Origin of the sequence: Pseudomonas koreensis (genome assembly GCF_036668835.1) — a bacterium.
GTDB classification, from domain to species: Bacteria; Pseudomonadota; Gammaproteobacteria; order Pseudomonadales; family Pseudomonadaceae; genus Aquipseudomonas; species Aquipseudomonas koreensis_I.
The window spans coordinates 1-13,839 of the sequence record NZ_JAZEVW010000007.1; the positions used below are offsets into that span (position 1 = coordinate 1).

12 protein-coding genes and 6 tRNA genes are annotated in these 13,839 nt (G+C 58.3%); 11 read left to right on the top strand and 7 right to left on the bottom strand.

Annotated features, from left to right (window positions below; genetic code table 11):
- Positions 1 to 358: 358 nt before the first annotated feature.
- A complete protein-coding gene (locus tag V6F91_RS19430) occupies positions 359 to 1,117 on the bottom strand; it encodes a hypothetical protein (RefSeq protein WP_172833250.1) in 759 nt (252 codons plus the stop codon).
- 380 nt (positions 1,118 to 1,497) lie between these two features.
- On the opposite strand from V6F91_RS19430, the gene V6F91_RS19435 reads away from it, so the two are divergent.
- The 6 genes from V6F91_RS19435 (at position 1,498) to V6F91_RS19460 (ending at position 2,121) form a co-directional block, all read left to right on the top strand.
- Positions 1,498 to 1,573: transfer RNA gene (locus V6F91_RS19435), tRNA-Glu, on the top strand.
- Between the two features lie 2 nt (positions 1,574 to 1,575).
- A tRNA-Gly gene (locus V6F91_RS19440) sits at positions 1,576 to 1,651 on the top strand.
- Positions 1,652 to 1,755: 104 nt separating this feature from the next.
- Positions 1,756 to 1,831 (top strand) — tRNA-Glu (locus V6F91_RS19445).
- 3 nt (positions 1,832 to 1,834) lie between these two features.
- A tRNA-Gly gene (locus V6F91_RS19450) sits at positions 1,835 to 1,910 on the top strand.
- A gap of 57 nt (positions 1,911 to 1,967) precedes the next feature.
- A tRNA-Glu gene (locus V6F91_RS19455) sits at positions 1,968 to 2,043 on the top strand.
- 2 nt (positions 2,044 to 2,045) lie between these two features.
- Positions 2,046 to 2,121 (top strand) — tRNA-Gly (locus V6F91_RS19460).
- Positions 2,122 to 2,247: 126 nt separating this feature from the next.
- On the opposite strand, the gene V6F91_RS19465 is transcribed toward V6F91_RS19460, so the two are convergent.
- The 3 genes from V6F91_RS19465 to V6F91_RS19475 all read right to left on the bottom strand — a co-directional run bounded on the left by V6F91_RS19465 (position 2,248) and on the right by V6F91_RS19475 (position 4,371).
- A complete protein-coding gene (locus V6F91_RS19465; RefSeq protein WP_332767255.1) occupies positions 2,248 to 2,886 on the bottom strand; it encodes a LysE family translocator in 639 nt (212 codons plus the stop codon).
- A gap of 1 nt (position 2,887) precedes the next feature.
- Positions 2,888 to 3,658 carry a 2OG-Fe(II) oxygenase gene (locus V6F91_RS19470; protein WP_332767257.1) on the bottom strand — a complete coding sequence of 257 codons (771 nt, stop codon included), beginning with the start codon at positions 3,656 to 3,658 and terminating at the stop codon, positions 2,888 to 2,890.
- Positions 3,659 to 3,744: 86 nt separating this feature from the next.
- Complete coding sequence (locus tag V6F91_RS19475; protein WP_332767259.1) at positions 3,745 to 4,371, bottom strand: alanyl-tRNA editing protein; 627 nt, start codon at positions 4,369 to 4,371, stop codon at positions 3,745 to 3,747.
- 90 nt (positions 4,372 to 4,461) lie between these two features.
- Between V6F91_RS19475 and V6F91_RS19480 the strand changes: the two genes are divergently transcribed.
- Positions 4,462 to 5,460, top strand: coding sequence for a LysR family transcriptional regulator (locus V6F91_RS19480; RefSeq protein ID WP_332767261.1), 999 nt, complete (start codon positions 4,462 to 4,464; stop codon positions 5,458 to 5,460).
- 686 nt (positions 5,461 to 6,146) lie between these two features.
- Here the strand turns inward: V6F91_RS19480 and V6F91_RS19485 are convergent.
- Complete coding sequence (locus tag V6F91_RS19485) at positions 6,147 to 6,554, bottom strand: PA2817 family protein (RefSeq protein ID WP_258448364.1); 408 nt, start codon at positions 6,552 to 6,554, stop codon at positions 6,147 to 6,149.
- An 89-nt stretch (positions 6,555 to 6,643) separates the two neighbouring features.
- A complete protein-coding gene (locus tag V6F91_RS19490; RefSeq protein WP_332767265.1) occupies positions 6,644 to 9,091 on the bottom strand; it encodes an acyl-CoA dehydrogenase in 2,448 nt (815 codons plus the stop codon).
- A 248-nt stretch (positions 9,092 to 9,339) separates the two neighbouring features.
- On the opposite strand from V6F91_RS19490, the gene V6F91_RS19495 reads away from it, so the two are divergent.
- From V6F91_RS19495 to V6F91_RS19510, 4 genes are all read left to right on the top strand, one after another.
- On the top strand, positions 9,340 to 9,999 hold the full coding sequence (locus tag V6F91_RS19495) for a transglutaminase family protein (RefSeq protein ID WP_332767267.1): 660 nt from the start codon (positions 9,340 to 9,342) through the stop codon (positions 9,997 to 9,999).
- Positions 10,000 to 10,042: 43 nt separating this feature from the next.
- Complete coding sequence (locus V6F91_RS19500; RefSeq protein WP_332767269.1) at positions 10,043 to 10,666, top strand: glutathione S-transferase; 624 nt, start codon at positions 10,043 to 10,045, stop codon at positions 10,664 to 10,666.
- A gap of 133 nt (positions 10,667 to 10,799) precedes the next feature.
- Positions 10,800 to 11,732: an ABC transporter ATP-binding protein gene (locus V6F91_RS19505; protein ID WP_203419030.1), complete on the top strand. Its 933-nt coding sequence runs from the start codon at positions 10,800 to 10,802 to the stop codon at positions 11,730 to 11,732.
- Positions 11,729 to 12,508: an ABC transporter permease gene (locus V6F91_RS19510; protein ID WP_039760202.1), complete on the top strand. Its 780-nt coding sequence runs from the start codon at positions 11,729 to 11,731 to the stop codon at positions 12,506 to 12,508. Before V6F91_RS19505 ends, V6F91_RS19510 begins: the two co-directional genes overlap by 4 nt.
- A 730-nt stretch (positions 12,509 to 13,238) precedes the next feature.
- Here the strand turns inward: V6F91_RS19510 and V6F91_RS19515 are convergent.
- Positions 13,239 to 13,757 (bottom strand): DUF2062 domain-containing protein, encoded by a 519-nt coding sequence (locus V6F91_RS19515; protein ID WP_332767274.1) that lies wholly within the window; start codon positions 13,755 to 13,757, stop codon positions 13,239 to 13,241.
- Positions 13,758 to 13,839: the final 82 nt, after the last annotated feature.

A 13,839-nucleotide genomic window follows, 5' to 3' on the forward strand; every position in this document is an offset into this window, starting at 1 on the left:
CCAGGACACAGGTCATCTCCTTGATGATGAGCAATGTGCCTATTAAAAAGTGTCCACCATGTCTCCGAACACCTGTCCACCATGTGTCCGGTACATACAGGGAGAGGGCTAGGGTGAGGGGCTTTTGATCTTCAAACTGGTTTCCCGACGTCGCCGGTGAGGCAAGATCAAAAGCACTCGAGCTACCGCTCATTGTTGAGTGGTGAAGAGCGACGCAATTGCGTTTTTTGCCTTTGCTCTTCTGTGAATTCAGCCCGCTCGCGAAAGCGGTCTCACCTTCAGCGATATTTTGTCAGGCGGTCTGCCGCTATCACACAAAAAAGCCACCTCTCGGTGGCTTCTCTTCAAATCTCTGCAATCAGTCGTAAATAACTTTCTTCTTCCAATCCGCATCCGCCTCGACGTCTTTGAGGCCGGCGGTCAGTTGGTTTTCTTCGCCTTCGACCGGTGCGATCTTGTCCATGACCTGGGCGTTGGCGCGGGCCAGGAGTTTTTCCAGGTATTGCAGTTGTTCGGCGTATATCTGTGGGTCTTGTTGTTTGCGCAGGTATTGCACGCCGCGTTCGAAGGCGAGGCGGGCCTGGCCGGGCTGGTTTTGTTGCAGGGATTGCTGGCCGAGGTTGTTGAAAAATTCGATGTGCAGCAGGACGAGGATGTGACGCACTTCGCGAACCCAGTGTTTGGCTTCGTTTGGTGGCAGGAAACCGTCATGGGCGGCGCGGGTAATCTGGCCGTGGAGGGCTTCGAGGAGGAAACGTACGTCTTTGGCCTTGGCTTCGGTGATGATCGGTGCCGGTGGGTTGTTGACCGGAATCGATTCGCCCTGAGCCACCAGTGCGCTCAGTTCGGTGATGCGCGCTTTGGTGGTGGCGCTGGTTTTTTCCAGGTTCAGCAGGCGCTGGCAGACGTTCAGTTCCAGGCGGGTCAGCAACAGCTTGAGTGCCGGGCTCATGAACTGGCCAGGGAAGGTCTCGGTCAGTTCGCCGCAGCGGCGCAGGCGGTCGTTGAGTTCGACCTTGGTGCGGGCCTTCTCCAGTTTGTTGTTTTCCACCACATGGTTCATGTAGCCAATGGCGATCAGAATTGCGATCCCGGCTATGACTAGCAGGGTGATCATGAGTGGTGTCACCGGTAAGACCTCTTTATAGGGTTCGCATGCGAGTGTAGTGGCTGGGCATAGGGCCGCCTAGCGCCACTCGACGATTCGGTTCGGCAGTTCAATCTGTATCGGCCGCACATTGTTTATATGAATGCTGGCCCTTGATGTACAGATTGCCATCACTGTGCGGACTATAACGTCTTGGCGGGTGGCAGAATATAGGCGTCAAACATCGGACGACGGAAAAGCCCGCCTGCCGCCCTAAAGCGGGGCGAAGTCATTGATTTAAATAAATTTATATCTGGGGGTTGACGACCCCTCAATCCATCCATAGAATGCGCGCCACTTGCAGCGTAAAGCACACAGCGAAGCGCGGCAGGAAGTGAATGTTGTAGTGTGTCCCCTTCGTCTAGTGGCCTAGGACACCGCCCTTTCACGGCGGTAACAGGGGTTCGAGTCCCCTAGGGGACGCCATTGCGGGAATAGCTCAGTTGGTAGAGCACGACCTTGCCAAGGTCGGGGTCGCGAGTTCGAGTCTCGTTTCCCGCTCCAGTTTTAAACGGCAGTGCTTTCGGGCGGTGCTGAGTGAAATCAGAACCAAGTCTTTTGATGCGGATCTGGACACCGAAACACACACCATGTGTTCCGGGTAGCGTGTCCCCTTCGTCTAGTGGCCTAGGACACCGCCCTTTCACGGCGGTAACAGGGGTTCGAGTCCCCTAGGGGACGCCATTTGCGGGAATAGCTCAGTTGGTAGAGCACGACCTTGCCAAGGTCGGGGTCGCGAGTTCGAGTCTCGTTTCCCGCTCCAAATTCTAGAAACGCCGCTCAGTGAGCGGCGTTTTTATTAGTGAAAGTTGTAGCCTGTGTCCCCTTCGTCTAGTGGCCTAGGACACCGCCCTTTCACGGCGGTAACAGGGGTTCGAGTCCCCTAGGGGACGCCATTGCGGGAATAGCTCAGTTGGTAGAGCACGACCTTGCCAAGGTCGGGGTCGCGAGTTCGAGTCTCGTTTCCCGCTCCATATTCACAAAAACGCCGATCAGCAATGATCGGCGTTTTTGTTTGCGCGGCATTTATATGCCGTTCATGTAAATTCTCAAAAAGGCCCGCTGATGCGATTTCGGCGGGCCTTTTGCGTTTCGTCCTTTTACCAGGACAACATCAATCGACCAGCAAACAGAATCAGTACGACGCCCATGGTGCGTTCGAACCAATGCCCCATGCGTATGAACAGCAATCTGACCCGATTGCTCGAGAAGAACAGCGCAACCAGCACGAACCACGATGCATTGATAAAGCACATCCACAATCCATAGAACGCCTGGATTTGCAGCGGCGTGCTGGCACTGATGATCGTGGTGAAGATCGCCAGAAAAAACAGCGTGGCTTTCGGATTGGTGGCGTTGGTCAGAAAACCGGTGGTAAAGGCTTTGAACAAGGTCTGTTCGATCATTGGTTCGTCGCTGGTTTTTTCACCTTCGACGGCCGATTTTGGTTTGCTGCGCAGCAGGCTGACCCCGAGATACAGAATGTAGGCACCGCCGATCACTTTGGCGACCGTCAGCAACCACGGCGTGGTGTGCATCAAGGCGCCGACACCGAGAAGGGTATAAAGCACATGCACGGAAATTCCTGCACCGATGCCCAGCGCCGTGCAAATACCCACCAGCCGGCCGAAGCGCACGCTTTGGCGGATGGTCACGGCAAAGTCCGGGCCGGGCGCTACCACCGCCAGGAAGTGGATGGTCGCCAGCGCGAGAAATTCGCCCAGATAATTCGAATACATTTCAGCTCCAGTAAGTCAGGGGTGATGCATTGCCGCGATAGCCGACAAAGAACGACAGGCTCAAGCGCGGATCAGCCACGCCCGGGGTCACCGAGTGCATGCGTCGCGAGTTGAACATGATGAAATCGCCCGGTTGCGGTCGGACCTCCAGCGCAGGAGGACCGAGCAGGGCGGGGTCGATGCCGTAACTGTCGCCACGCATGTCGTCGAATTGGTCAGGGGTGATGCGGTCGTCCCACATCTGCAACGCACCGCCTTCGGTCGGCATGTTCAGATAGACGTTGCAGGCGAACTGCGCTTCCAGACTGCGTGCCTGAAAACTGTCCGGGGCGTCCTTGGCGAAAATGTCGTGATGGGCAAGAAAGCACACGCCCGGCTTCACCACCCGCGACAAGCCGACATACATTTTGCGCCCGTAGAGGTTTTCCAGGTGCGCACCGGCCGGCCAGGATTCGTCGAGCATGCAGCGCAAGGTGTCGATCGGTGAAGAGTAGGGCGCGCAGCGATTGCGCAGTTCAGCGATATTGTTGGCCGCGCGCTCGAAGTAATCCTCGATCAGCAGCGGCTGATTTTCCGCCTCGTAAAATGCCATGCCGATGCGGCCGATGCTCGGCGCGTTGAGGTAGCCTTCGAACCCCGGAGCGAGGATCTTGTTGCCAATCTCGATCGCCAGTGGCTCGGCCAGGAAGCTTTTGACGCGGATGGCGAGGACTTCTTCGTTGGCCAGTTTTTTTATGCACGTCTCATCGAGACGCTCGACGTCTAGCATCATGTCTTAGGTCCATCTATCGATAGTCAACGGAACCGGCGAATGCGGTCCCCCGGCGCCGAACGCTGCATGCCCAGCGTTCGAAATGCTCAATCCACGTTGTAGTGGACGGACAACGTGCCTTTCTTCTGCGAAAGGGACGTAATCGTGACTGTGCCCAGTTCCTTCAGGCTGCGTACATGGGTGCCGCCGCAGCCATAAGCGGGCAGGTCACCGAAACTGATTTCCCGCGCCCCTTCGCGCAGTGAGGTCAGGCGTGGCAGATCGTCGGCGATCCATTGATCTAGCGCTTGTTGTACGACCGCTACGTCAATTTCCTGCGCGGCGTCGCCGGGTTTGAATTGCACGCGACCTTCATCCGGCCAATGGTGAGCCTTGATGGGTGTCCAGCCCTGCGCCTGAATGAAATGCCCGATCAGGTGGCCGGCCGAATGCATGCGCGTGTTGAAACGTCGCCGCTGTTCGTCGATGTGGATCACTGTCATACCCAGCGGCACCGGCCGGTCGACAAAATGGATGATCCGCTCCAGCTCCTGTACCACGCGCGATACCTGGCTTTCGCCAATCCAGCCGGTATCGCTGGGCTGGCCGCCGCCCTGCGGATGAAACAGGGTCGCGCGCAGCACGACAGCAAATTCGTTTTCCTGGGGCGTGCAGTCAAGGACTTCCACATTGGCCTTGAGGTCATCACTATGGAAAAAGAGGCGAAGCGTCATATTCCATGCCCTTATTAAAGTTTCTTTTTTTATTATATGAATCGGGTAATAGCGTGATAATCCGTTCAAACATCAAAGGACTTGTGCGCTGTGAGCATAAATTTGCCGCTACCGTTACTTGGAGAAATGGCGATTTTCGTCAGGGTCGTGGAGACCGGCAGCTTCTCTGAAGCCGCTCGACAACTGGGTTCGTCACCCTCAGCGGTGAGCCGCAGCATTTCCCGCCTGGAAAAGGCTCTGGCTACGCGCTTGTTGCAGCGCACCACGCGCAAGCTGCGCTTGAGTGACGGTGGCGAAGAAGTCTTCAAGCGCTGTCAGGAGATGGTCAGTGCCGCCCGCTCGGTGATGGAAATCAGCGGCCAGTTCACTCATGAGGCCGAAGGGCTGGTGCGCGTCAGTGTGCCGAAAGCGGTGGGGCGCTTCGTGATTCATCCGCACATGCCGGAGTTTTTGCGGCGTTATCCCAAGGTCGATGTCGAGTTACTGCTGGAGGATCGCCAGGTGGATCTGATCGATGACCACGTCGATCTGGCGATTCGCATCACCGATCGTCCGCCGGCGGGGCTGGTCGGGCGTCAGTTGCTGACTATCGATCATTTGCTCTGTGCCACGCCGCAGTATCTGGCCGAACATGGCACGCCGACGCATCCACATGATTTGCTCAATCACAGCTGTATTTATCTGGGCGAAACCCCGAGTGATGCACGGTGGAAATTCAAGCAAGGCGGCAAAGCGGTGACGGTCGGGGTGCGTGGGCGTTATGCCGCCAACCATACGGGGGTGCGGCTGGGGGCGGTGTTGCAGCACATTGGCATTGGCAGTCTGCCGTATTTCACGGCGCGTTATGCGTTGGAGCAGGGGTTGGTGGTGCAGGTGTTGCCGCAGTGGTCGTTTTTGGCGTCGTATCACGGTGGGTTGTGGTTGTTGCATTCGCCGACGCGGTATCTGCCGCCCAAGCTGCGGGTGTTTATCGATTATCTGGTGGAGTGTCTGCAGAAGGAGCCGACCTTGGGGCGACCGGGGCGGTCGGGGGCAGGGGGGAATGTGGCGATGGCTTATGAGTTGCCGGAGGGGGAGGGGTTGCTCTGATTTTTTCTGTCTGCTTTTGTTTGGTCTTGGCGGCCTTTGGGTCGGCCAGACTCTTGGGTTTTTGGGTGGATATCCGTTTTTTTGGGTGCTGCGGCTGGCGGTTTCGCCCTACGGCGAGTCCCTTTTTCAGACGCCAAAAAGGAACCAAAAGGCTTGCTCCTACGTACGGCCCTCGCAGGCTCGGGTCCCTTCGCTCCGGGATCGATCCGGCCGCAGCGGCTACGGTTTGCTTCGCTGCACCTACTTCCGCTGTGTCTGGCTGCGCCAGACGGTCGCTGCGCTCCCACGCCCGGATCAATCCCTGCGCTCAGCCTTCCGATGTCGCTGGTTAGGCAAGATCAAGATCAAGGGCACGCGAGCTAACGCTCATTGTTGAGTGGTTAGAAGCGGGGGGTGGTTTGGGATTTGTGGTGGATTCGCCCCTCACCCCAGCCCTCTCCCCCTGGAGAGGGAGCCGGTTTTGGTTGGATTCGAAATTCGCATTCGACTCGGTATCTCAGGCTTACGCATCCAGCCCAACCACCTCGGTCAGTCCCCTCTCCCTCCGGGAGAGGGCTAGGGTGAGGGGCTTTTGATCTTTGTCGGTGAGTCCGCAGCCGAAAGCCAGCGTCATGTCCACCTGTTAAACAATCAAAAAAATACCCGCATGGCATCACCATGCGGGCATTTTCATGACCAGTGCAATCTCAGTGCTTGCTGTCCTGCGCGGACATCGCCATCAGCTGCTTTTCCTGATTCCAGTCGAACGGTTCGTCGTTCTGTTCGGCTTCGTAGCGACGTTCTTCCAGTGCCTGGTACAGGTCGATTTCTTCGTCGGACAGGTAGTGCAGACAGTCGCCGGCGAAGTACCACAGCAGGTCGCGCGGGATGAGGTGGGCGATTTGCGGGTAGCGGGTGATGACCTGGGTCAGGATGTCCTGGCCAAGATATTGGCTTTCGATAGGATCGATCGGCAAGGACGCCAGCAGTTCGTCGAAGCGCTCGAGGAACAGGGCATGGCTTTCTTCGGGCACCTGTTCGGCCTCACCTACGGCGACCAGGATACTGCGAAGGTGGTCGAGCAATACAAGATGATCGGCAACGACGTTGGACACGAGATAAGTCCTCAAGAGCAAAACGGGCGCGGGAGTATAAAGCCCCCGCGCCCGTTTTTCACAGGTTAAACGCTATACGGCGACCGGGGTCAACGTACTTTGCCCTCGGCCAGTGCCAGTTCTTCCTTGTCGAAATCATCGACATCGATCACTTTGCGTCGTGCGGCTTCGGCGTCGCGCAGGTTTTGCGCTTCAACCGGTTGCAGCACGCCGGCCTCCACTGCCGCGTCGATGGCGTGTTCGCCGGCGACCGGTTTGACCTGACCGCTTTTCAGCGAAGTGTGCAGTTTTTTGTGCAGTGGCTGCGCGGCATGCAACAGGTCGCTGGCGTATTGCAAGGCGCCGACCGCGTCGTCTGGCGATTGCGGGCGGTAGCAGCCGGCAAGCAGTTGTTCCAGCGCCGGATCGCCCTTGGCGCGACCGATGACGCCGGCCACTTCGGCGCCGAGCTTGTCCGACGGGCCTTTGTGGCGACGACCGAACGGGAAGACGATAAACCGCAGCAGGCAGCCGAACGCTTTGCTGGGGAAGTTGCGCAGCAGTTCATCGAGTGCTCGTTCCGACTGGCCGAGGCTTTCTTCCATGGCCCAGCGCAGCAGCGGTTCCATGTACGCCGGCGAGTCGAGGTCGTGATAACGCTTGAGCGCGGCGGAGGCCAGGTACAGGTTGCTCAGCACATCGCCAAGGCGCGCCGACAGGCGTTCGCGGCGTTTCAGTTCGCCGCCCAGCAGCATCATGCTGAAATCCGCGAGCATGGCGAACGCCGCGGCCTGACGGTTGAGCGCGCGGAAGTAGCCCTGACTGATTTTGTCGCCCGGCGCGTGTTCGAAGTGACCGAAGCCGAGGTTGAGCACCAGGGTACTGGCAGCATTGCTTACGGCGAAACCAATGTGTTTGAGCAGCAGGCCGTCGAACTCTTTCAGCGCCTGGTCCTTGTCTTCTCGACCGGCGAGGGCCATTTCCTTGAGCACGAACGGATGGCAGCGGATTGCGCCCTGGCCGAAGATCATCAGATTACGCGAGAGAATGTTCGCACCCTCGACGGTGATGAAAATCGGCGCGCCGTTCCAGCTGCGCCCCAGGTAGTTGTTCGGGCCCATGATGATGGCTTTGCCGCCATGCACATCCATGGCGTGACTGATGCACTCGCGTCCGCGTTCGGTGAGGTGATACTTGAGGATGGCCGACAGCACCGAAGGTTTCTCGCCTAGATCCACGGCGTTGGCGGTGAGCATCCGCGCAGCGTCCATCATCCATGCGTTGCCGCCGATGCGCGCCATGGCCTCCTGGATACCTTCGAAGGCCGACAGCGGTACGTTGAACTGCTCACGAATCTGCGCGTATTGCCCGGTGACCAGACTGGTGAACTTGGCAGCGCCGGTGCCGACTGCGGGCAGCGAGATCGAACGGCCGACCGACAGGCAATTCATCAGCATCATCCAGCCCTTGCCGAGCATTTCCTGACCGCCAATCAGGTAGTCCAGCGGGATGAATACGTCTTTGCCGGAGTTCGGCCCGTTCATGAATGCCGCGCCGAGCGGCAGGTGACGACGGCCGATTTCCACGCCGGGGGTGTCGGTGGGGATCAGCGCCAGGCTGATGCCGAGATCTTCCTTTTCGCCGAGCAGATGCTCGGGGTCGTAAGCCTTGAAGGCCAGGCCGAGAAGTGTCGCGACGGGGCCGAGGGTGATGTAGCGTTTTTCCCAGTTCAGGCGCAGACCGATGACTTCCTCGCCTTGCCACTGGGCTTTGCAGATGATGCCGGTGTCAGGCATGGCCCCGGCGTCGGAGCCGGCGAGTGGGCCGGTGAGGGCGAAGCACGGAATATCATCGCCGCGGGCCAGTCGTGGCAGATAGTGATTGCGTTGTTCGTCAGTGCCGTAATGCAGCAGCAGTTCGGCCGGGCCGAGAGAGTTGGGCACCATCACCGTGGAGGCGAGGTCGCCGCTGCGGGTGGCCAGTTTCATCGCCACCTGTGAGTGAGCGTACGCGGAGAAACCTTTGCCGCCGAATTCCTTGGGAATGATCAGGGCAAAAAAGCCGTGTTCCTTGATGTGTGCCCAGGCCTCGGGCGGCAGATCCATCGTCTGGCCGATCTGCCAATCAGTGACCATCGCACAGAGTTCTTCGGTCGGGCCGTCGATGAAAGCTTGCTCTTCTTCGCTCAATTGCGCCTTGGGATAGGCCAGCAGTTTTTCCCAGTCCGGACGACCGCTGAACAGTTCGCCATCCCACCACACGGTGCCGGCATCGATGGCATCGCGTTCGGTCTGCGACATCGGCGGCAGGGTTTTCTGAAACCAGTTGAACAGCGGCGCGGTGAAATGCTGGCGGCGCAGGTCAGGCAGCAGCAAAGGGGCGGCGATCAGCGCCAGCACTACCCAGAACAATGCCAGCAACCAGCCCGGCGCGTGACTGAAAATACCCATCGCCACCAAGTACACGGCAACGATGCCCAAGGCAGGCAGAGGGGCGATGCGTCGGTGAGCGAGATACGCCACACCGACGATCAAAACCAGTATCCACAACAACAGCATATTCAGTCCTCCGTGAACCAAGGCAAATCGACCCTCCAGAGCTTAGACGGCATCTGTAAAAGCGGGTGGTCAGACCAAGGTGATTGAAATCGTGGGAAACCCCGGATGATTTTCGTAGGTTCGGTGGGCAACACGTGTGGGAAATCGTTCGCCGATCCCGCGGCTTTGCTTCCAGGTTTGGCCGAAACGTCGTTATCTCTGTGCTCAGGCTGTCGCTAGACTTGTGACTCATCCAGGAGATTGCCGTCATGCACGAGTATCTGAGCCCCGGCCGCTTCATCGATAGTGACCACCCGGCAGTGGTGGAGTTCGCCGAGCAGCATCGGGGCGCCAGTCATGATCCGCGTGAACAGGCAATCAGTCTCTATTACGCCGTGCGCGAAGCGGTGCGCTATAACCCCTACACGTTCAGCAGCGACCCGCAGACCTTGCGCGGCAGCCATGCATTGGCAACCGGCGAAAGTTATTGCGTGCCCAAAGCCACGCTGCTGGCCGGCTGCGCCAGACACTGCGGCATTCCCGCGCGCATCGGTCTGGCCGATGTGCGCAATCATCTGTCGACGCCGCGCCTGCTTGAGTTGCTGCGAAGCGACCGATTCGCCATGCACGGCTACACCGAGTTCTTTCTTGGTGGCCGCTGGGTCAAGGCCACGCCGGCGTTCAATCAGCAACTGTGTGAACTGTTCAACGTCGCACCATTGGAATTCGATGGCATCAACGACAGCGTTTTCCACCCGTACAACCGTGACGGCGCGCTGCTGATGGAATATTTGGTCGACCACGGTCAGTTCAGCGATGTGCCGGAAGCGTTCTTCTTCGAGCATCTGCAAAAATGCTATCCGCACCTGTTTACCGATCAGCAACCGGCGTTACTGGGTGACATGCTCAGTGATGTGAGTGCTCGCTGATCCGGCGTATGCTGGCCGTCCACGCATTTGCAAAGAGGCGGTCATGCTGAAGATCTGGGGACGGAAAAACTCATCGAATGTCAGGAAAGCGTTATGGGCGGCCGAGGAGCTTGGCCTGGCTTACGAGGCGATCGATGCCGGTGGCGCGTTCGGTGTGGTCGATACGCCGGAATACCGTGCGATGAATCCTAACGGCCGGGTGCCAGTCATCGAAGACGAAGGCCTGGTGCTGTGGGAATCCAACGCCATCGTCCGTTATCTGCTGGCCAGACACGCGTCAGACAGCGCTTGGTATCCAGCCGATCCGCGCACCCGCGCCACCGCTGACAAATGGATGGACTGGACCAGCTCAAGTTTTGCCGGGCCTTTTCGCACGGTGTTCTGGGGCGTGTTGCGTACGCCCGCCGAGAAGCAGGACTGGGCGGCGATCAATGCCGCGATCAAAGAGTGCGACGAGTTGTTGAACATGGCCGACCATGCCTTGATCAGCCAGCCTTACCTGTCCGGCAATGAAATCGGCATGGGCGATATCCCGCTCGGCAGCTTCATTTATGCCTGGTTTGAAATGCCCATCGAGCGCGCGCCACAACCTCATCTGCAAGCCTGGTACGAGCGCCTGAAACAGCGCCCGGCCTATCAGAAAGCGGTCATGACCGCGTTGACTTGATAATTACTATCGACACACTTGACTGTACTTGTGCGGCGGCGGCAAGCACCATTGCGAACTTGCGCCGCGGTTGTTTCCCTCGCCGCTCGCCCTTATTTATTCCTTTCTTCCCTTCATGGTGCGTAAATCCGATATGAGTTCCGCTCTGTCCATCCGGCAGCTAACCAAAACCTACGGCAACGGGTTCCAGGCCTTGAGTGGTATCGATCTGGACGTCGCCGAAGGTGACTTCTTCGCCTTGCTCGGCCCCAACGGCGCCGGCAAATCCACGACCATCGGCATTCTCTCGACCTTGGTCAACAAGACCAGCGGCACGGTGAATATCTTTGGCCACGACCTGGACAAGAACCCGGCCGCGCTCAAGCGCTCGATCGGCGTGGTGCCCCAGGAATTCAACTTCAACCAGTTCGAAAAGACCTTCGACATCGTCGTGACCCAGGCCGGTTATTACGGCATCCCGGCGAAAATCGCTAAAGAACGCGCCGAGCAGTACCTCACGCAACTGGGCTTGTGGGACAAGCGCGATGTGCCGTCGCGTTCGCTGTCCGGCGGCATGAAGCGGCGCTTGATGATCGCTCGCGCATTGGTGCACGAGCCGCGCCTGCTGATCCTTGACGAACCGACTGCCGGTGTCGACATCGAGCTGCGCCGGTCGATGTGGACGTTCCTCACCGAACTGAACCAGAAAGGCATCACCATCATCCTCACCACGCATTATCTGGAGGAGGCTGAGCAGTTGTGCCGCAACATCGGCATCATCGATCACGGCACGATTGTCGAGAACACCAGCATGCGCCAACTGCTCGGTCAGTTGCATGTGGAAACCTTCCTGCTCGATCTCAAGGGCGATCTGGCGGCCGCGCCACAACTGGTCGGTTACCCGTCGCGGCTGATCGATGCGCACACGCTGGAAGTGCAGGTCGACAAGTCGATGGGCATTACTGCGCTGTTCGGTCAATTGGCCTTGCAGAACATCGAAGTGCTGAGCCTGCGTAATAAAACCAATCGCCTCGAGGAGTTGTTCGTGTCCCTGGTGGAGAAAAATCTGTCGAAGGTGGCGGTATGAGTTCTGAGTTCGGTCCCAACCTCGTCGCCCTGCAGACCATCGTTTACCGTGAGGTCAAACGCTTCATGCGGATCTGGCCACAGACCCTGCTGCCGCCGGCGATCACCATGGTTCTGTACTTTGTGATCTTCGGTAACCTGATTGGCCGACAGATCGGTGACATGGGTGGCTTCACGTACATGGAGTACATCGTGCCCGGGCTGATCATGATGTCGGTGATCACTAACTCCTACGGCAACGTGGTTTCGAGTTTTTTCGGCAGCAAGTTTCAGCGCTCTATTGAAGAACTGATGGTCTCGCCGGTTTCACCGCACACCATTCTGATCGGCTTCACCATTGGTGGTGTCTTGCGCGGTCTGGCGGTGGGTTTGATCGTGACGATTCTGTCGCTGTTCTTTACCGATCTGCAGGTGCATCACTTGGGTGTGACCATTCTGGTGGTGGTGCTGACGGCAACGATCTTCTCGCTGCTGGGCTTCATCAATGCGGTGTTTGCGCGCAATTTCGATGATATTTCGATTATTCCGACGTTTGTGCTGACTCCTCTGACTTACTTGGGCGGAGTGTTTTATTCGATTACGCTGTTGCCGCCGTTCTGGCAGACGGTGTCGCTGGCGAACCCGGTGTTGCACATGGTTAACGCCTTCCGTTACGGGATTCTTGGGGTGTCGGATATCCGGATCGGTATTGCTATCACGTTTATGCTGGTGGCGACGGTGGTGCTGTATCTCGGTTGCGCGCGGTTGCTGGTGAGTGGGCGGGGGATGCGTACCTGATCTGGCGGGTGATGGCTGTCTTTCAGGCGGTGTGTTTTGGGTACATATCCGTTGCTGCGGTAACGGCCGCTTAGGGTTCCGCCCTTACGGCGGGTCACCTTTTTCAAACGCCAAAAAGGTAACCCAAAACGCTTGCTCCTACGTTCGGCCCTCGCAGGCTCGGGTTCCTTCGCTGCGGGATCGATCCGGGCGCAGCGGCTACGGTTTGCTTCGCTGCACCTACTTCCGCTGTGTCTGGCTGCGCCAGACGGTCGCTGCGCTCCCACGCCCGGATCAATCCCTGCGCTCAGCCTTCCGACGTCGCTGGTGACGCAAGATCAAGGGCACTCGAGCTAACGCTCATTGTTGAGTGGTTAGAAGCGGTGGTTGGCTTTTGATTTGTGGTGTGGCTGCCCCTCACCCCAGCCCTCTCCCGAGGGAGAGGGGGCCGATTTGGGTTGGCTTTGAAGTTTGCGTACGACTCGGTATTTCAGGTCGGCGTTGCTCTCGCATTCACCTCGGTCAGTCCCCTCTCCCTCTGGGAGAGGGTTAGGGTGAGGGGCTTTTGATTTTCAGACTGAGTCAGGCGTTTGCCTGTACCACTGCCATCACCAGCAGCCTGGCTCCCACAGGCTGACCGCATCCCAACTGAAACAAAGCGATCAAAATATGGGAGCTTGCCCGCAAGCGATGGCACCACCCCAAACACTGCAATAAAAAACGGCCTCCCACTGCGGAGGCCGTTTTGCATTCATTTCTGCCGGCTTTTCTTGCGCCGTGCCCATTGTCGGGCGACCCACCAGCGCCAGTACATCATCACAATGCAGTAGGCGAGGGCGCCGAGCACCAGCCCGACCACCACCGAACCGAGCAGAAACGGTTGCCACAACGTCGACAGTTCGCCGCTGATCCATTCCCATGACAGCTCATCCGGCAAATGTCGTGCAGGCACGTCCATCAACCATGCGCCGGCCTGATAGGTGCAGAAGAACACCGCCGGCATGGTGATCGGGTTGGTCAGCCAGACCAGGCTGACGGCGATCGGCATATTGCCGCGTACGGTGATTGCGAGTGCGGCGGCTACCAGCATTTGTGCTGGAATCGGCAGGAATGCGGCGAACAGGCCGACCGCCATCGCTCGGGCCACCGAGTGGCGGTTGAGGTGCCAAAGGTTCGGGTCATGCAGCAACTTGCCGAGAAAGCGTAAGGATTTGTGTTCCCTGATGCTCGTCGGGTCGGGCATGTAACGTTTGAATAAGCGCCGGGGCATAAGGCTTCTCGGTCGGTTAAGGCGGCAAGTATGTCTGGATTCTACGAACCGCCCATTCAGACTTTGTGACAATTATTGACGA